This window comes from Faecalibacterium hominis (ex Afrizal et al. 2022) (assembly GCF_049545105.1).
In the GTDB taxonomy this organism is placed as follows: domain Bacteria; phylum Bacillota; class Clostridia; order Oscillospirales; family Ruminococcaceae; genus Faecalibacterium; species Faecalibacterium duncaniae.
Genome location: NZ_CP186860.1, coordinates 419,360 through 437,026 on the forward strand (window position 1 = coordinate 419,360; position 17,667 = coordinate 437,026).

Sequence of the window (17,667 nt, forward strand, 5' to 3'; positions counted from 1 at the left end):
CATATTTCAAGATGTCCGACCAAAAAGCTGAGGGAAACTGCGGCAAACGGATTGCATCCGGGCAGGGTTTCTGGTATACTTTATAAAGTCAGACAGGGAAGGGGAGAGCAAAATGTTTCGTTCGACTTTGCGGAGTGCGTGTTTTGCCTTCCGGTCCCGTTTTTTGAATCTGCTCCAGAAGATTGAGGCACTGCCGTTGCTGCGGCAATGCCTCTTTTTTTGGGCAGCGATGAAAGGAGAACTTCTCTATGAGTGAAAAGATCGATTACTCCAAGGGCATTTACGATGCCCGGCAGCTCGGTACCGGACGGATGCTGATTCTGGGCTTGCAGCACATGTTTGCCATGTTCGGCGCAACTGTGCTGGTGCCCCTGCTCACCGGCCTGAGCGTTTCCACCACTCTGCTCTGTGCCGGTCTGGGCACCCTGCTGTTCCACCTTGTCACCAAGGGCAAGGTCCCGGCCTTCCTTGGCTCCTCGTTTGCTTACCTGGGCGGTTTTTCCATTGTAGCCCCCATGCTGGCTGACGCAGACGGCAACCTGACCGTTGTCAATACCAAAATGCTGCCCTACGCCTGCGCGGGCGTGGCACTGTCCGGCATTCTGTACCTGCTGGTCAGCCTGCTCATCTCCACCTTTGGCATCCGCCGCATTATGAAATTCTTCCCGCCGGTGGTCACAGGCCCCATCATCATCTCCATTGGTCTGATCCTGGCCCCCTCCGCCATCACCAACTGCGAGTCCAACTGGCTGCTGGCTTTTGTGGCCCTGGGCACCGTTATTGTCTGCAACATCTGGGGCAAGGGCATGGTCAAGATCCTGCCCATCCTGATCGGTGTGCTGGTCTCCTATGCTGTGGCTCTGGTCACCGGTGCTGTCAACTTTGAGGCCATTGCTGCAGCCGACTGGTTCGGCATCCCCCTGCACAAGAGTGCCATGGGTCTGTTTGCCATCGACGGCAGCCCTGAGTTCATCAGCGCAATGTTCACCATCATTCCCATTGCACTGGCAACCATGATGGAGCATGTGGGCGATATCGCTGCCATCAGCGCTACGGTCGGCCACAACTATATCAATGATCCCGGCCTGAACCGCACCCTGATGGGCGACGGCCTTGCCACTGCCATGGCCGGTCTGCTGGGCGGCCCCGCTAACACCACCTATGGTGAGAACACCGGCGTTCTGGCTCTGAGCCGCATCTACGATCCGCTGGTCATCCGCATTGCCGCTGTGATGGCTGTGATCCTGAGCTTCAGCCCCAAGTTTGAGGCCGTTATCAACACCATCCCCACCGGCATCATCGGCGGCATCAGCTTTGTGCTGTACGGCATGATCTCCGCAATCGGTGTCCGCAATGTGGTCGAGAACCGTGTGGACTTTACCAACAGCCGCAACCTGATCGTTGCCGCTGTCATCCTGGTCTGCGCACTGGGCTTCAACTCTGTGGGCGGTCTGACCTTCGCTGTGGGCGGTGTCTCCATCAACCTGTCCGGCCTGGCCATTGCTGCTATCGTGGGCATCCTGCTCAACGCCATCCTCCCCGGCAATGATTACGAGTTTGATGCTGCCAACGGTTCCGATGCTCCGAGCAGCGGCAACCTGCAGGTCTGAAAAATAAATAGGAATAATTCTTAAAATTAGCCTTGACTAATCTGGGAATCGTTGCTATAATAGGCTCAGAAGCAAGGCCCCCTGTACCAGAGGAGAGGCCAAGATCATAATGAAAAACAATGGAGGATATTCCTATGAAAAAGTATGTCTGCACCGTCTGTGGTTATATCGCTGAAGGCTCTATCCCTGAGCAGTGCCCCGTCTGCAAGGCTCCTGCATCCGCATTTGTCGAAAAGACCGGCAATACCTATGTGACCGAGCATGTGGTCGGCATCGGCAAGGCTGAGGGTGTGCCTCAGGAGATCGTTGACGGTCTGCGCGCAAACTTTGAGGGTGAGTGCAGCGAAGTCGGTATGTACCTGGCCATGGCCCGTGTGGCAGAGCGCGAGGGCTACCCCGAGATCGCTGAGGCTTACAAGCGCTATGCCTACGAGGAGGCTGACCACGCATCCCGTTTCGCCGAGCTGCTGGGTGAGGTCGTGACCGACAGCACCAAGAAGAACCTGATGATGCGTGCTGAGGCTGAGTGCGGCGCATGCTCCGGCAAGATGGACCTGGCCAAGAAGGCAAAGGCCCTGAACCTGGATGCAATCCACGATACCGTCCACGAGATGGCAAAGGACGAGGCTCGCCATGGCCGCGGCTTTGAGGGCCTGCTGAAGCGCTACTTCAACGTGGAGCTGTAACTCCTGCATTTTTCTGAACCTGTTATCATAAAGCTGCCGTGCGGTTCTAAAGCTGCACGGCAGCTTTTTTTGCTTGACGGGATCCATGGCAGGGCGTACAATGGAAAAAACATTCCGAAAGGGGAAGTCTTATGAAATCAACTTCCACTCGCTGCGCGCTGCTGGACGAGCTGCGCGGGCTGGACCTGATCAGCATGATGCTTTACCATGGCATGTGGGACCTGGTCTATCTGTTTGGTGTGAGTGCACCGTGGTATGGCAGCTGGCAGGGAGAACTGTGGCAGCAATCCATCTGCTGGGTGTTCCTCCTGCTGTCCGGCTTCTGCCTGCCGCTGGGCCGCCACCCGGTCAAACGGGGCGCAATGGTGTTCGGGTGCGGCGCGCTTGTCACGGCGGTCACGCTGATCTTCATGCCTGCGGATGTCGTTTGGTTCGGCGTGCTGACGCTTCTGGGTTCGGCTATGATCATCACGGGTCTGCTGGAAAAGTGGCTGGAAAAGGTGCCGCCGGTGGTAGGCCTTGCAGGGAGCTTTTTTCTGTTTTACTTCACCCGCCATGCAGCCGATGGCTATCTGCAGCTGGGCCATTGGCTCATCACACCGCCGGGCTTTCTCTACGCCAACTACTTCACGGCTTATCTGGGCTTTTACCCCTTTGGTTTCTTCTCTGCCGATTACTTCCCGCTGATCCCGTGGCTGTTTCTGTTCTGGACCGGTTTCTATCTGTACCATCTGGTCGGGAAGGAACGGCTGGAACCGCTTCATCGTTCTGTCTGCCCGCCGCTGGGGTGGCTGGGGCGGAACTCGCTGATGCTATATCTGCTCCACCAGCCGGTGATCTACGGCGTGCTGACGGTGGTGTTCCTGTTGCTGCGCAGGGGTGGAGGAGCGCTCTGAAAAAATCTGCAAAAGGTTCTTGACAAGGAGCCCGCCATGTGGTATTCTTTTGATGGTTAGAAAAGCCTAACCAAATTGCTCTGTCTTATGTCAGGCAGAGCAATTTCTTGAAGATGAAAGTTAGAATATACTAACCATTACTGAAAGAGAGGTTCTTCATTATGAGCAAAGTAGCAGTTGTATTCTGGAGCGCAACCGGCAACACGGAGACCATGGCAAACTGCGTGGCAGAGGGTGCAAACGGCACCATCGTTCCCTGCAGCGAAATGAACGCCGCGAAGCTGGCAGAGTTTGATGCAGTTGCATTTGGCTGCCCCGCAATGGGCGCAGAGCAGCTGGAAGAGAGCGAGTTTGAGCCGATGTTCTCCGATCTGGAGGGCTCTCTGAACGGCAAGAAGATCGCTCTGTTTGGCTCTTATGGCTGGGGCGACGGCCAGTGGATGCGCGACTGGGTCGAGCGTGCACAGGGTGACGGCGCACAGGTGCTCAACGGCGAGGGCTTGATTTGCAACGAGGCACCGGATGAGGATGTTCAGGCTGCCTGCCGCAAGCTGGGTGCAGATCTGGCTGCATGGTAAAGCGGAAACTTGACAAAAGAAGTTTGTTCTGATAGACTAACCGGCAGAGTGTAAGAATTCCGGCTCTCTGCCGGTTTTTTGTTTTGTCAGGAGGAAAAGAATGTCAAAGACCACCCCGAAAGACCTTGCCAAAAAGAGAAACGATGAAAAACTGCTGGTCAGTGAGATGATCGCACTTTACTGCCGCAAACAGCATCATAGCCCGAAGGGAAAACTCTGCCCGGAGTGCCAGCAGCTCCATGATTATGCACTGGCCCGGATCGAGCATTGCCCCTTTATGGAGACGAAAACTTTTTGCTCTGCCTGCAAAGTTCACTGCTACAAACCGGAAATGCGGGAGCGGATCCGTACTGTCATGCGCTGGGCCGGGCCACGGATGCTGCCGGTGCATCCCATCCTTTCCATCCGGCATGTGGTCGTCACCTTGAAATCGAAGCGGGAAGCCCGGGCAGAAAAATAAGCACCCATGTATAATCGCCTGAAGCCGGGGCAACCTAGAGCCAAGGAGGCGATAGAAATGGAAAACACAGGTGTGACCTGCGATGTCTGCGAGTGCCGCCACAATGTGCAGAGCTGCAAGTGTGATCTGCCCCAGATCAAGGTGACAGAGCACTGCTCCTGCACCACCCAGCAGGTGGAGACCCCGCACTACTGCCAGAATTACGAAAAGAAATAATCTGTAATGGCAGAAAACTCCCCGCCCAGCGCCCAAGACAGGGCATTGAGCGGGGAGTTTTTGTGTGCTGTTCAGTGGATGACCACACTGCAGGTAGCAAGGCTGCGCACCAGTGTGCCGACGCTGTCCTTCATCTGGATGCCGGCAAAGCCCAGGCGGAAAGCGGTCTGCACATTCTCCAGCCGGTCGTCAATGAAAACACTTTCCCCGGCCTTGAGCTGGTATTTGTCCAGCAGGGCCTTATAGATGCGCGGGTCAGGCTTGTTGATGTGCACCTCGCAGGAGGCCACGCCGCCGTCGAACAGGCCCTTGAGGTCGCGCTCGGTCAGAAAATCCAGCACATCCTCGGGGATATTGCTCAGGTAGTAGACACAGTAGCCGCGGCTCTTGAGCTTCCGCACCAGCTCCTGCATCCGGCGGCGGGGGCGGAGGATATGCATCCAATCGTCCAGCACGCCCTGCACCTCAAACGCGCGGCCATATTCTTTTGCGCGGGCCAGCATCCGCAGGTTGGCCTCAGAGCGGGTGATAAGCCCTGCATCCAGCAGCTTCCACTCCTCGCTTTCAAAAGTCAGCTGGGAGACCTGTTCCTCTACCTCGGCATTGCAGAAGCGGTCTACCAGGTAGGTCTTGGGGTCGAAATCCACCATGACACCGCCCAGATCAAAGATGATATTTTTATACATCGCTGTTTCCTCAATTCTGTATGGATGTTTCTGCCAGAAAGATTCTGCCCACAGTATAGCACAACTGCCCGCCCTGCATCAAGCACTGTGCCGCCGCATAGGATGAAACAGGCAAACTGCGGGGAGGGGAGCACGATGAAATTCCGGGAGCTGTGCACAAAGGAGATCGTTCAGCTGAGCAACGGGGCCTGCCTTGGCCGCGCCGATGATCTGGAGCTCGATCCGGCAACGGCGCAGGTCAAAAGCCTGCTGCTGCTCGGGCAGCCTCATCTGTTTGGGCTGCTGGGCCGGGACGAGACTCTGGTCATCCCCTGGACGGACATCGAAACACTGGGAGTGGACGCGATCCTGGTCCGCACGGAGTTGCCGGAGCCGGAAGCCAAAAAGCAGGGTTTCTGGCAAAAAATGCGGCACTGGCTGGACGGCTGAAATTTTTCGTGAATTTTTCCAGCATCAGGGTTTGATTTTACAAAAAATCGGATTATAATAGAGAACCGTGAGCGGCAGAGCCTTGCCGCTCCGGCTTGAAATCTGATTTCCGGAAGTGAAAGGAACTTCTCTCTATGAACGAAAAAAAACATACGCCGCTTTCCCTGCATGGGCTGCGGCTGCTCTTCCCTCCACTGGCAACGCTGGGCATCCTGTTCCTGACGGAGTGGATCGCCCGCGGCAGCCTGACAGGGGAGACATTTACCCAATACATTTTCCCCCATGCCGAAGCCTATCTGCTGGCGTGGGCCATGCTGTTTCTCAGCTGGCTGGCAGTGGACTGGCTGACCCGGTTTGCACCGTTGGCGACCCTGCTGGCGGCGGTGCTGGGCTGTGCCCCGGCGGCAGTCAATTTCTACACACTGCAGCTGCGCGGCGAGCCCTTCCTGCCCTGGGACCTGATGCAGGTGTCAGAGGCTGCGGGCGTGGCAGCTGCGGCCGGGATCCACATCCAGACCAGCATGGTGGTATCCATTGTTATTATCGTGCTGCTGGTCGTAGTGTCTTTCTTCCTTTATAGAGGGCGGCAGAAGCTGAACTGGAAGCCCCGGGTGGCAGGCTTTCTTGCCAGTGCGGCAGCTACCTGCGGTCTGCTCTTTGGCGTGTTCCTGCAGCCTGCCGTGACACAGGCCATTGGCATTGTGCCGGATGCCTGGATGCAGGACCGCTATTACCGCTATTATGGTGTCATCACCAGCTTTCTGACCAATCTGACCAATCTGGAGATCTCCAAGCCGGAGGGGTATTCAGAGGAGGCTGTCAACGAGATCCTGGATGATACCGAAGCTGCACAGAAATATTCCACCGCTCCGCTCTACCCGGAATCTTACGGTGCCACCACCTCTGCGGACGAGACTGTGAAAAAGCCCACCATCATCTACGTGATGGACGAGTCCTACTGGGATGTGTCGGAACTGGAGCAGTACGGTTTCCAGTTTGATACCGATGTCTCCGCCAACCTCCACGCCCTGCAGCAGACCAGTGCTTCTGGCCGGGCGTACAGCCCCAGTTTCGGCGGCGGAACCTGCGATGTGGAGTTTGAAGCGCTGACAGGCTATTCGGCTTCCTTTCTGCCCAACGGCAGCAAGCCCTACCAGCAGCATGTGACCAAGCCTATGTTCTCGCTGCCCAATTACCTCAAGCTGACGCAGGGATATCAGACGGCGGCAGTTCATTGCTTCTGGGCCAAGTATTGGAGCCGGGACACGGCATACCCCAACCTGGGCTTTGACACCTTCCTGAGCCTGGAACAGATGACCCATGTCAACAAGGTGCGCAGGCACTACTGGACCAGCGGTCTGGTCACGGATGACTCCATGGCGGACCAGATCATCCAGCAGTATGAGAAGATGAAAGCGTCCTCGGATGCACCGGTTTTCCTGCACGCGGTCACGATGCAGAACCATACCAATTATAATAAAGACAACTACCCGGACGATGTGCGGGTGAAGGTGACAGAGCACCCGGCGGGCCTCAAGGCCAGCACCATCGGCGCGCTGGAAGATTTCGCGACCGGCATCCGGGATGCCGATGCCATGCTGGGCAAGCTGACCCAATACTTCTCGCAGGTGGACGAGCCGGTGATCCTGGTGTTCTGGGGCGACCATTACAACCCCATTGATTCCAATTATGATGTCTTTACCAGCAGCGGCTATGCCAGCGATTCCAGTGCGGACCCACGCCTGCACCAGACCACCCTGCTGATGTGGTCGAACTACACCGACAAGCCCGTGGATCTGGGCACCATTGCCGCTTACGATATCTCGCCGGTGATGATGAACCTCTACGGTCTGGAGCAGCCGCTGTATTTCCAGCTGCTGAACCGCCAGCTGCAGGTGGCCGACCGCGCCAATACCCGGGGCACGGTGATGAATCTGGACGGCACCACCACCCAGACCCCGAGCTCCCTGCAGGAAAGCTGGAGCCAGAAGCACTGGCTGCTGCAATATGACCTGATGTTTGGCAAGGGCTATGCCCTCAGCCGGATGGGCATGGAGAGCCTGAACAGCACTCAGACGGACGAATAAACAAAAAATACGCGATTTTCTTGTAAAAAACAGAGAAAACCCCTTGCATCACACGCCTGTTTGTGCTATTATTACTTAGCATTACACACGCATCACTATGCCCTTTTGTGCTCTTTCGGGAGTGGAGGGCAGTCCAAAGCCATCCGATATGGCCGCGGATCACGGTGTGCGGAGGCAAAACAATATTGGAGGTATTTTTACTATGGCAGTCGTTTCTATGAAGCAGCTTCTCGAGGCAGGTGTGCACTTCGGTCACCAGACCCGCCGCTGGAACCCCAAGATGAAGAAGTATATCTTCACCGAGCGCAACGGCATCTATATCATCGATCTGCAGAAGACCGTGAAGAAGCTGGACGAGGCTTACAACTACGTGAAGGAAGTTGCAGCTGAGGGCGGCGACATCCTGTTCGTCGGCACCAAGAAGCAGGCTCAGGAGTCCATCCGTGACGAGGCTCTGCGCTGCGGCATGCACTATGTCAACGCTCGCTGGCTGGGCGGTATGCTGACCAACTTCCGCACCATCCGTAAGCGCATCGACCGTATGGATCAGCTGGCTAAGATGAAGGAGAACGGCACCTTCGAGCTGCTGCCCAAGAAGGAAGTTGCTAAGCTCGAGCTGGAGATGGAGAAGCTGGACAAGTACCTGGGCGGTGTCAAGAACATGAAGACCCTGCCGAAGGCTATGTTCATCGTTGATCCTCACAAGGAGCGCATCGCTGTTGCTGAGGCCCGCAAGCTGAACATCCCCATCGTGGCTATCGTTGATACCAACTGCAACCCCGACGAGATCGATTACGTCATCCCCGGCAACGACGACGCTATCCGCGCTGTCAAGCTGATCGCTGGCGCTATGGCTGACGCTGTTCTGGAAGGCAAGCAGGGCAACCAGGAGGCTCCCGCTGAGGAAGCTGCCAACGCCTGATTTCTGGCTGTACAGAACAAACCCGTGAAATAACGTGTAAGGGAGACTACAAAAATGGCTATTTCTGCAAAGGACGTTATGGAACTGCGCAAGCAGACCGACTGCGGCATGATGGAGTGCAAGAAGGCTCTGACTGAGGCTGACGGCAACTTCGAGAAGGCTATTGAGATCCTGCGCGAGCGTGGTCTGGCTACTGCTGCCAAGAAGGCAAGCCGCGTTGCTGCCGAGGGTATGGTCTACGCTGACTACTGCCCCAAGTGCAAGGTCGGTGTTGTCATCGAAGTCAACGCTGAGACTGACTTCGTTGCCAAGAACGACAAGTTCGTTGCGTTCGTCAAGGAAGCAACCAAGGTCATCATGCTGCAGAACCCTGCTGATGTTGAGGCTCTGATGGCTTGCAAGACCGAGGCTGGCGAGACCGTTGACGAGGCTCTGAAGAACCTGATCCTGGTCATCAAGGAGAACATCAAGATCCGTCGTTTCGTCCGTTACGAGGGCGTTTGCTCTGCTTACGTCCACGGCGGCGGCACCCACGGCATCCTGGTCAACTTCGAGACCACCAACGACATCGACAGCAAGGACGAGTTCACTGCTTACGGCAAGGACATCGCCATGCAGGTCGCAGCTGCTAACCCCAGCTATGTCGATGAGGCTTCTGTCCCCGCTGAGGTCGTTGCCAAGGAGAAGGAGATCATGCTGGCTCAGATGGCTGGCGATCCCAAGAACGCCAACAAGCCTGATGCTGTGAAGCAGAAGATGATCGAGGGCAAGATCAAGAAGTTCTTCAAGGAGAACTGCCTGGTCGATCAGGAGTTCGTTAAGGACGGCGATCTGTCTGTTGCTCAGTACACCGCTAAGGTCGCTAAGGATCTGGGCGGCGAGATCAAGATCGTCAAGTTCACCCGTTTCGTGAAGGGCGAGGGCCTGGAGAAGCGTGCTGACGACTTCGCTGCTGAAGTTGCAAGCATGGTGAAGTAATTCAGTCTGACTGAATGAATTTAAGAGCTGTGGTACCTGTAACAGGGTGTCACAGCTCTTTTTGTTTGTGTTTGAACGGGAAGTGTGTTATCATAGGAACAATTACAATGAAGAGAAAGCTGGAAGTGAAGAATCTCAACCAGCCGCTGTACCGAAAAAAGGAAGGCGGCATCTGACAGGAGATGTTACGATGAAAACACAGAAACTTGAGATCAGCGGTATTCCTGCTTTGCTGTACGGGAAAGAAAGCCGAAAAGTATATCTCTATGTCCATGGCAAAATGGGATGCAAAGAAGAAGCCCTGCCGTTTGCAGAACTTGCCTGCCCAGCAGGGTATCAGGTTCTTGCTGTTGATTTGCCTGAACATGGAGAGCGCAGGGGCAGCTCCGAGAAGCTGCTGCCGTGGGTGGCGGTTCCAGAGTTGGAAGCGGTTTATTCCTATGCCGCAGAGCGTTGGAAGAATGTTTCGCTGCGGGCTACAAGTATCGGAGCCTGGTTTTCCATGTTGGCCTTACAGGAAAAGCCTTTACGGAGTGCTCTTTTGCTCTCACCAGTGGTAGATATGGAAGATCTTATCACCAATATGATGCAGTGGGCAAATGTGAGTGAGGCCCAGTTGAAAGAAGCAGGGGAGATTTCCACGGATTTCGATGAGACGCTGTCGTGGCAGTATCTCTGCTGGGTGAGGGAGCATCCCTACCGCTGGAAAGTGCCCACGCAAGTGCTCTATGGCGCAAAGGATAACCTGACTTCCAGGGCAGTGCTTGAGCAGTTCAAACAACGGACAGGTGCGCATCTGACCATCATGGAAGAAGGAGAGCACTGGTTCCACACCGAGCTGCAATTGGCTGTTCTGCAGGAATGGGAGCGAGCACATATCTGAAAGAAGAGGAGAGAGGAACATGAAGATCGAACCCAGAACGTTCACACTGCCCAACGGGGAAGTGCTGACGGTGCGCAGCTTATGCGCCGATGATGCGGAGGCATTGAGTGCATTCCGCAATGCAATCTACAGCGAAACACATTTTATGGCCCGATACCCGGAGGAAGGAGCGAGTCTGGAAGCGATGCGGAACTGGCTCGCAGGCTTCGTGGAAAGCCCTGTGAACTTTGAGGTGGGCGCTTTTGCCGGAGAAAAGCTGGTGGGGGAGTTTGGTGTTGCACAGGTGCGGCCGCATATCAAATACCGCCATCGTGCCGTAGTAGGCATTTCCGTACGGAAAGATTACTGGGGCTGCGGTCTGGGCAGTTATCTGATGCAGCTGGCCATTGGCCAGACCCGCGCCAACGGCTTCGAACAGCTGGAACTGGGGGTGTACAGCGATAACGCCCGTGCCATCCATCTCTATGAGAAGTTTGGGTTTGAGCGCTATGGCATCCAGCCCCGGGCCTTTAAACTGAAAGACGGCACCTACCGGGATGAGATCATCATGGTGAAGATGCTGTGACCTGAAAAGGACAAAATAAAATCTCCCACTGACGGGGTTCGATGTCGTCAGTGGGAGATTTTTATCGTTTTACGGTCAAACCGTGAAAACCTCAGATTTTGGCCTCGCTGTTGTGCTCAGCCTTTTTGTAAGCAGAGAAGGAGTGGAACACAATGTTCAGACCCAGAACGATCAGCAGGACAGCCAGGATCAGCTGCAGGCCGTTGGCAATGAACACGGCACCCCAAGTGGTCTCGCCAGCAGGAATGCTGACAGAAGCGGCGGTGCTGATGGCCTTGACCATAGCGATCAGGCGTTGCACCAGAGCGGTGAAGGTGACGCACAGCATGATGATCAGCGGGGGGAACAGCATCTTGTTGCTGCGGCCGGTGACCTTCAGGAAAACGCACAGGGTAGCCAGAACCAGAGCGCTCAGCAGCTGGTTGGCGGAACCGAACAAAGGCCAGATGTTTGCGTAGCCGATCTTGGTCAGCAGGAAGCCGAAGGCCAGAGTGAGGAAGGTGGAGAAGTAGACGTTGCAGAACAGCTTGCGCCAGCCCTCAGCGTGCTCCATGTCGTCCACACTGAACAGCTCCTGGAAGCTCATGCGGCCGATACGGGCCACAGCATCCAGACTGGTCAGGGCCAGAGCGGAAACACACATCGTCATAAAGACCGTTGCTGCATAAGCGGGAACGCCGAACATCTCAAAGAAACCGGCAACACCACGGCTGAAGATCTGGAACGGGGTGCCTGCAGCGGGGGTGCCGTCCGCAGCAGCGGCAGCACCGGCAACGCACAGGGCCAGAACAGCCAGCAGGCTCTCCAGGATCATTGCGCCATAGCCGACCTTCAGCATATCCTTCTCGTTCTCAACAGTCTTGGAGGAAGTACCGGAGGAGACCAGGCTGTGGAAGCCGGAAACAGCACCACAGGCAACGGTGACGAACAGGATGGGGAACATGGTACCCAGCTTCTCGTTGGTGAAGCCGGTGTAAACGGGCAGATTCATGGTGGGGTGTGCAACGACCAGACCAACCACAGCGCCTGCGATCATGGCAACAAACATGAAGGTGGTCATGTGGTCCCGGGGCTGCTTCAGCAGCCACATGGGAAGCACGGCGGCAAAGAAGATATAAACGAAGGTGATATAGCTCCATGCGGCCTTGCCCAGGATGATGGGCAGATTTGCGCCAATGACAAAAGACAGCACGATGAAAACAATGCTGATGACGCTCTCCTTCCAACCGGAGAAGTTGAACTTCTTCTGGATCAGGCCAAAGACCACAGCGAAGACCATGAACATGATGGAGACCATGCCGGCAGCGCCGTTGGTCTGAGCAGCGTCCACCAGAGCGCCGTCCGCGCCATAAGCATTGAAGGTGCCAGCGACCATGTCAGCAAACGCTGCAATAACGATGCCGCAGAACAGCCAGCAGAACAGCAGGAACAGCTTGCGGCCAGTCTTGCCGATATACTTTTCGATCAGCATACCCATGGACTTGCCGTCATTCTTTACAGAAGCATACAGAGCGCCGAAGTCGGTAACAGCACCAAAGAAAATGCCGCCCAGCAGGACCCACAGCAGAACAGGCAGCCAGCCAAAGGCAGCAGCCTGAATGGCACCGGTAACAGGGCCGGCACCTGCAATGGAGCTGAACTGATGTGCAAAAACGGTCCAGCCGTTGGTGGGAACGTAATCCCGGCCGTCCTCATGGACGACCGCAGGGGTCTTGGCGGTGGGGTCGATGCCCCACTTGTTTGCCAGCCAGCGTCCGTAGAGGGTGTAAGCACCAAACAGACACACGGCTGCGATCAAAACGATGACCAGCGTGTTCATTTCTTTTACCTCTTTCCTTTGCTTTTCATGCGGCAAAGAGGTCACGCTGTGGCTCCTTTGCCTGAAAATTGTGTATACTTTATCCCCATTTTCATAATTTGTCAATATTTTTCGGAGCAGTTCAGAGGATGTGCTAATTCGACAGAAAATCCGGCAATAATTTTTAGATGATTTTATTTCACTTGTGAAGAGAAGAAAACTGTGGACACGTTGAATTGAAAACGATTCACGCAAAAGACTTGACTTTCGCACTTTCGTGTGCTAATGTGATAACATGATATAATTCTTTCTGTCAGAAGTTCCGGCGTTTGCCGCAGAGGAGACCGCAATGACTGAGAAAAATTCCAAAAAAAACGAGACCGTAGATGCACTGTTCGATGCCATCCTGAGCCTTGAGAGCCGGGAGGAGTGCTATGCTTTTTTTGAGGATCTGTGCACAGTAAAGGAGATCTCCGATATGGCACAACGGCTGGAAGCGGCAAAGCTGCTGCTTGGCGGCCGCACCTATGACCAGATCGTGAAAGAGGTAGAGATCAGCACGGCGACCATCAGCCGGATCAATCGCTGTATCCAATACGGAACCGGCGGTTACCAGAGCGTAATTGAAAAGATCTCTGCACAGGAGAAAAAGCAGTAACGGCTGCACGGCAGGGGACATAGGATGGAGTACACCTTATATAGAAAGGATGAGTCCCCTATGGCAACGATCAATTGTCCCACTACGCTGGAATGTCCGGCCCTGCCCCGTGTTACCCTGAGTCAGGCTGTGATCGATCTGATGGAAAGTATCGCGCTGCAGGAAAGTGCTCTGAGCCACATCCTCTGCGCCGAGAGCCAGAAGATGAAAACCGCACTCGCCATGAACGAGATCGACCTGTGCAAGCTGCTGGAAGTGAACGATTCGGCCACCAACATGGTGCACGCCGTGGCAAATCTGGAGCTGGTGCTGAAGGAAAAGCTGGAGTTTATCTCCAATAACCTCTATTATCCCTCCGCTGATAACGGCGCTGCAGCCCAATAAGCCTGCATGACCCCCTGCCTGTCCGCATTCTGGCGGGCAGGCATTTTGCGTTTTAAGGCCAGATTGTGACCGATTTGTATAAAAAGAATAAAAACGATTTGTTGGAATTGCTGAAAACGCAATTCTGTGCTATACTATACCGTGTATATGTGTGAAAGAGAGGGAAACGAACTTGCAGCACTATGACGTGATCTTATTTGACGTGGACGGAACCCTGATCGATTCCGCCCCCGGCATCCTGAATACACTGGAAGAAGTTTTTACCAAGATGGGCGTGGATGTCACCCATGTGAACCTGCGGCGCTATCTGGGGCCGCCGCTCCGCAAGAGCTTTGGAGAGCATTTTTCTGACCCTGCAAAAATCGAGGAGGCCACCGAGCTCTATCGGGAAAGTTACCGCGAAAAAGGCAGCCATGAGGGTACGGCCTACCCCGGTGCGGCAGAGATGCTGCGCCGCCTGAAGGAGGCAGGATTTGTGCTCTGCACCGCAACCTCCAAGCCGACTGTGGTCGTGACCCCCATTCTGGAAGAACAGGGACTGGCCCCTTACTTTGATTTCATCGGCGGCGCGTCCATGGATGAGAGCCGGGATACCAAAACGGAAGTGGTGCGCTATGTTCTCACCCAGCCCTGTGTACAGGGCAAGCGGGTGCTGATGGTGGGCGACCGCAACGATGATATGCGCGGTGCTGCTGATTGCGGGCTGGATGCCGCCGGTGCCCTGTATGGCTACGGCAGCAGGGAAGAACTGGAGCCCTTTGGCCCGGTGCTGCTGGCGGAAAGTTGTGAAGAACTGACGGACAAGCTCCTGGCCTGCCGTGCAAACGGTTGAACGATAGGATAAGTGGTGAATATAACATGAATCATAAGAATCAATCGGACAAACAGTCTATGACATCGCTGCAGCGGCAGGCCGTTCTGGTCTGTGTGGTCTGCGCACTGGCGGCTTTGCTGACCGTAGGCATTACCCTGACCTTGCTCAAACGGGGAAAGCCGGAAACGCCCGGCACACCCGCAGACTCCGTGCCGACGGACACCACCGGGGACGGTGAAAGCACAGATCTTGCCAATCACTATCAGATCGATAACACCTCCAGTGCTCTGCTGACTGAAACAGCGGATGCGGGCACGGAATATCTGGACAGCACCCTGTTTCTGGGAGACTCCAACACCGTGCGTCTGTATAACAACGGCCTGATCTCCTTGCAGCAGTTCTGCGCCAAGGAGGGCATTGGCACCCAGGTGGCCCTGAACGAAGGGATCGTCACCTTTAAAAATGACACCACCCACTACACCATCGCACAGGCGGTGGCAAAAATGAAGCCCCGCCGTGTTGTGATGACCTTTGGCACCAACGACACCGGCATGGAGGTGGCTGATTTTATCAGCAACTATACCGCGCTGGTGCAGGCCATTCAGGAAGCTTACCCCTACACTGATATCATCGTGAACACGGTGCCTCCTATCCCGGAGAATCACTCCAATTACCCCCACATGGATCAGGCTAAGATCGATGATTTTAACATGGCGCTGCTCAACATGTGTGAACAGCTGGGGGTCAGATTTCTGAATACGGCTGAGGTTCTCAAGGGAGAAAATGGCTACGGCCAGCTGGATTACTACACGGACGGTGATATCCACCTCAAGAGTGCCGGTCTCAAGGCTGCGCTGAGCTATCTGCGCACCCACGCTTACCAGACCGAGGATCGCCGCCCGGACACCAATAATATCCCCACCCGCACGTTGGAATATGTATCCAACCCCAGCTCGGCGGTGCAGGCCCCCAGCTCGGAAGAACCCGCTTCTTCCAGCGAGAGTGAAAGCGTCAGCAGCTCTGAGACTGCCAACGTTAAGTTTGAGGCCCGTTATCAGGTGGAAAAGAGCGGCGGCGGCACCCTGAGCTGTGGGAACGAGAGCGGTAAGACCAGCCTGACATACGGCATCACAGATGCATCCCAGTCGCTGACTGTCACGGCCACCCCTGCGGAGGGCCATGTTTTCGTCAAGTGGAGCGACGGCGTGACCAGCAAGACCCGTACCGATACCGGCTTCAAGCAGAATCTGGACGTGACAGCCGTGTTTGCAGCTGCTTCCGTTCACATCTCGGAAGGCAAGGCTTCCGCCGGTTCCTATGTCTTTAAGGCTGCGCTGGAGGGCAAATATGCCAAGAGTGAAAACCTGCATTGGTTCGCCAACGGTCAGGAAGTGAAGGAGGCCGCAGGCCATACAACGGTCACCGTGTCTGCTTCGGCCATCACCAGCGGCAGCTATAAGATCTATGCGGTGGTCGTGTACAACGACTGCGCCGTGGCCAGCAATGCGCTGACCATCACGGTCAGCCCGGAGCCCGCCTCCAGCTCAAATTCCGGCAGCTCTTCTACTTCTTCCGGCAGTACATCCGCGTCCTCTTCGGAGAGCGGCAAGTCTGAGAGCTCGAGCAACAGTTCTTCCCACAGCACGGCGGAAAGTGAGAGCAAGAGCGAATCCAAGAGCGAGAGCACCTCTTCTTCTCACAGCAGCTCAGAGAGCAAGGCAGAGAGCACTTCGTCCTCCAGCAGTGCTGCCTCTGAGAGCAAAACGGAATCCAAAGAGCAAACCAACAGTGAATCGGTCTCCGCTTCGGTTGAAAATGATATTGAACCCGCAGAGGAGCCCTCCGCTTCCACCGAAGCAGAAGCCAGCCGGTAAACCTTTTTCTGTCTGCCCGCATAGGCTGGGCAGAAGGGAGGGAGCCGGATGTTCTGTGAAGAGATCAAGATCCCCGGGCTGCCCGGTGAGGGAACTGTGACCGATGGCAGTGTGGACTGGTATGAGATGGACTGGGAGAATGTGGACAACGGCATGACCGAGGAGCAGATGCCCAGAAACGTTGACAAACCCTGCACCGCGCAAAATCCGTGCACGGACAATTCCCCGGTGCAGACCGATGATGAAACTTATGAGATAGTTCAGGAATAACCGGAAGCCAGCTCTGCCGGGGCGGGGCTGGCTTCTCGCTGTTCTTTTGATCTGGGAAAAATTCCCCGGTGATCGGGGACAAGCGTCCCGGAAAATGACACAAGTATGAAAGAGGGGTAATGAACCATGGCAAAATACTACTGTGTTCTGTTTGATGCTGATAATACGCTGCTGGATTTTGATGCAGCGGAAAACAAAGCGCTGGCTGACACCCTGCGGGAGTACGGCATTGAGCCGGATGCCGAGACGGTGCAGACCTACCGCACCATCAACGAGGAGCTCTGGCGGCAGCTGGAAAAGGGTCAGATCCGCCGGGACAAGCTGATGGGGGAGCGGTTCACCCGCTTTCTGAAGGCAGTGAATGCCGCAGGCAACGGTGTGGAGATGAACAAATTCTATCTGGATCAGCTCTCTACCCACCCTGACCTGACATCTCCCAACGTGCTGGACGTGCTCCGGGAGCTTTCCGAAGTGGCAACACTGGCTGTGGTGACCAATGGCTTTGACCGGGTGCAGAGCCGCCGTGTGCGGGAATCCGGCATTCTGGATTTTGTGGAGGATGTGTTCGTTTCTGAAAAAATGGACAGCGAAAAGCCCAACCGCAAGATTTTTGATGCCGCGCTCCGTGCGCTGGGCGTGGAGAACCGTGAGCATGTGCTGATGGTGGGCGACAGCCTGAGCAGTGATGTGCAGGGCGGTGTGAACGCCGGGCTGGATACCTGCTGGTATAACCCCAACCACGCCGAGAATCCCGGCAAGGTCGTGCCTACCTATGAGATCAGCAGCCTGGAAGAGCTTTACCCGCTGGTGATGGAGCCGGAGGAACTGGCCAATGTGGGCCTGAAGAATCGCCGCCACCAGCTGTAATGCTGT

The 17,667-nt window shown here is 55.5% G+C and carries 20 protein-coding genes; 18 read left to right on the forward strand and 2 right to left on the reverse strand.

Annotated elements, in window-relative coordinates; translation table 11 throughout:
* The first annotated feature begins 248 nt into the window (after nt 1-248).
* The 6 genes from ACKXGA_RS02150 (at nt 249) to ACKXGA_RS02175 (ending at nt 4,446) form a co-directional block, all read left to right on the forward strand.
* Complete coding sequence (locus ACKXGA_RS02150) at nt 249-1,610, forward strand: uracil-xanthine permease family protein (protein ID WP_098922418.1); 1,362 nt, start codon at nt 249-251, stop codon at nt 1,608-1,610.
* Nucleotides 1,611-1,744: 134 nt separating this feature from the next.
* Nucleotides 1,745-2,296 carry a ferritin family protein gene (locus ACKXGA_RS02155; RefSeq protein ID WP_035394078.1) on the forward strand — a complete coding sequence of 184 codons (552 nt, stop codon included), beginning with the start codon at nt 1,745-1,747 and terminating at the stop codon, nt 2,294-2,296.
* 131 nt (nt 2,297-2,427) lie between these two features.
* Nucleotides 2,428-3,192: a heparan-alpha-glucosaminide N-acetyltransferase domain-containing protein gene (locus ACKXGA_RS02160; RefSeq protein WP_117476214.1), complete on the forward strand. Its 765-nt coding sequence runs from the start codon at nt 2,428-2,430 to the stop codon at nt 3,190-3,192.
* A gap of 161 nt (nt 3,193-3,353) precedes the next feature.
* Nucleotides 3,354-3,770, forward strand: a complete 417-nt coding sequence (locus ACKXGA_RS02165; RefSeq protein ID WP_117504041.1) for a flavodoxin — start codon at nt 3,354-3,356, stop codon at nt 3,768-3,770.
* Nucleotides 3,771-3,870: 100 nt separating this feature from the next.
* Nucleotides 3,871-4,230, forward strand: coding sequence for a nitrous oxide-stimulated promoter family protein (locus ACKXGA_RS02170; RefSeq protein WP_117504043.1), 360 nt, complete (start codon nt 3,871-3,873; stop codon nt 4,228-4,230).
* Between the two features lie 57 nt (nt 4,231-4,287).
* On the forward strand, nt 4,288-4,446 hold the full coding sequence (locus tag ACKXGA_RS02175) for a DUF1540 domain-containing protein (protein ID WP_117504045.1): 159 nt from the start codon (nt 4,288-4,290) through the stop codon (nt 4,444-4,446).
* 71 nt (nt 4,447-4,517) lie between these two features.
* Here the strand turns inward: ACKXGA_RS02175 and ACKXGA_RS02180 are convergent, their stop codons facing one another.
* Nucleotides 4,518-5,132, reverse strand: coding sequence for an HAD family hydrolase (locus ACKXGA_RS02180; RefSeq protein WP_117504047.1), 615 nt, complete (start codon nt 5,130-5,132; stop codon nt 4,518-4,520).
* A gap of 135 nt (nt 5,133-5,267) precedes the next feature.
* Here ACKXGA_RS02180 and ACKXGA_RS02185 point away from each other — a divergent pair, with 135 nt between their 5' ends.
* The 6 genes from ACKXGA_RS02185 (at nt 5,268) to ACKXGA_RS02210 (ending at nt 10,996) form a co-directional block, all read left to right on the forward strand.
* Nucleotides 5,268-5,561 (forward strand): PRC-barrel domain-containing protein, encoded by a 294-nt coding sequence (locus tag ACKXGA_RS02185; protein ID WP_156068266.1) that lies wholly within the window; start codon nt 5,268-5,270, stop codon nt 5,559-5,561.
* Nucleotides 5,562-5,695: 134 nt separating this feature from the next.
* Complete coding sequence (locus ACKXGA_RS02190) at nt 5,696-7,648, forward strand: LTA synthase family protein (protein ID WP_423729990.1); 1,953 nt, start codon at nt 5,696-5,698, stop codon at nt 7,646-7,648.
* A gap of 202 nt (nt 7,649-7,850) precedes the next feature.
* A complete protein-coding gene (rpsB, locus tag ACKXGA_RS02195; RefSeq protein WP_035394088.1) occupies nt 7,851-8,570 on the forward strand; it encodes a 30S ribosomal protein S2 in 720 nt (239 codons plus the stop codon).
* Between the two features lie 54 nt (nt 8,571-8,624).
* A complete protein-coding gene (gene tsf, locus ACKXGA_RS02200) occupies nt 8,625-9,548 on the forward strand; it encodes a translation elongation factor Ts (RefSeq protein WP_097771096.1) in 924 nt (307 codons plus the stop codon).
* Between the two features lie 190 nt (nt 9,549-9,738).
* A complete protein-coding gene (locus ACKXGA_RS02205; RefSeq protein ID WP_117476213.1) occupies nt 9,739-10,431 on the forward strand; it encodes an alpha/beta hydrolase in 693 nt (230 codons plus the stop codon).
* Nucleotides 10,432-10,450: 19 nt separating this feature from the next.
* Nucleotides 10,451-10,996 (forward strand): GNAT family N-acetyltransferase, encoded by a 546-nt coding sequence (locus ACKXGA_RS02210; RefSeq protein WP_117476212.1) that lies wholly within the window; start codon nt 10,451-10,453, stop codon nt 10,994-10,996.
* Nucleotides 10,997-11,087: 91 nt separating this feature from the next.
* Here ACKXGA_RS02210 and ACKXGA_RS02215 read toward each other — a convergent pair whose 3' ends face one another.
* A complete protein-coding gene (locus tag ACKXGA_RS02215; protein WP_005932856.1) occupies nt 11,088-12,815 on the reverse strand; it encodes a carbon starvation CstA family protein in 1,728 nt (575 codons plus the stop codon).
* A 328-nt stretch (nt 12,816-13,143) separates the two neighbouring features.
* Here ACKXGA_RS02215 and ACKXGA_RS02220 point away from each other — a divergent pair, with 328 nt between their 5' ends.
* The 6 genes from ACKXGA_RS02220 (at nt 13,144) to ACKXGA_RS02245 (ending at nt 17,661) form a co-directional block, all read left to right on the forward strand.
* Nucleotides 13,144-13,452: a YerC/YecD family TrpR-related protein gene (locus tag ACKXGA_RS02220; protein WP_117476211.1), complete on the forward strand. Its 309-nt coding sequence runs from the start codon at nt 13,144-13,146 to the stop codon at nt 13,450-13,452.
* Nucleotides 13,453-13,512: 60 nt separating this feature from the next.
* The gene (locus ACKXGA_RS02225; protein WP_035394090.1) at nt 13,513-13,836 is read left to right on the forward strand and encodes a hypothetical protein; all 324 of its coding nucleotides are present in this window, start codon (nt 13,513-13,515) and stop codon (nt 13,834-13,836) included.
* Between the two features lie 172 nt (nt 13,837-14,008).
* Nucleotides 14,009-14,668: an HAD hydrolase-like protein gene (locus ACKXGA_RS02230; protein ID WP_035394092.1), complete on the forward strand. Its 660-nt coding sequence runs from the start codon at nt 14,009-14,011 to the stop codon at nt 14,666-14,668.
* Between the two features lie 59 nt (nt 14,669-14,727).
* Nucleotides 14,728-16,524: an SGNH/GDSL hydrolase family protein gene (locus ACKXGA_RS02235; protein ID WP_423729991.1), complete on the forward strand. Its 1,797-nt coding sequence runs from the start codon at nt 14,728-14,730 to the stop codon at nt 16,522-16,524.
* 48 nt (nt 16,525-16,572) lie between these two features.
* Entirely contained in the window at nt 16,573-16,794 is a 222-nt protein-coding gene (locus ACKXGA_RS02240) for a hypothetical protein (RefSeq protein ID WP_423729992.1), read from the forward strand.
* A gap of 126 nt (nt 16,795-16,920) precedes the next feature.
* Complete coding sequence (locus ACKXGA_RS02245; RefSeq protein ID WP_097771976.1) at nt 16,921-17,661, forward strand: YjjG family noncanonical pyrimidine nucleotidase; 741 nt, start codon at nt 16,921-16,923, stop codon at nt 17,659-17,661.
* Nucleotides 17,662-17,667: the final 6 nt, after the last annotated feature.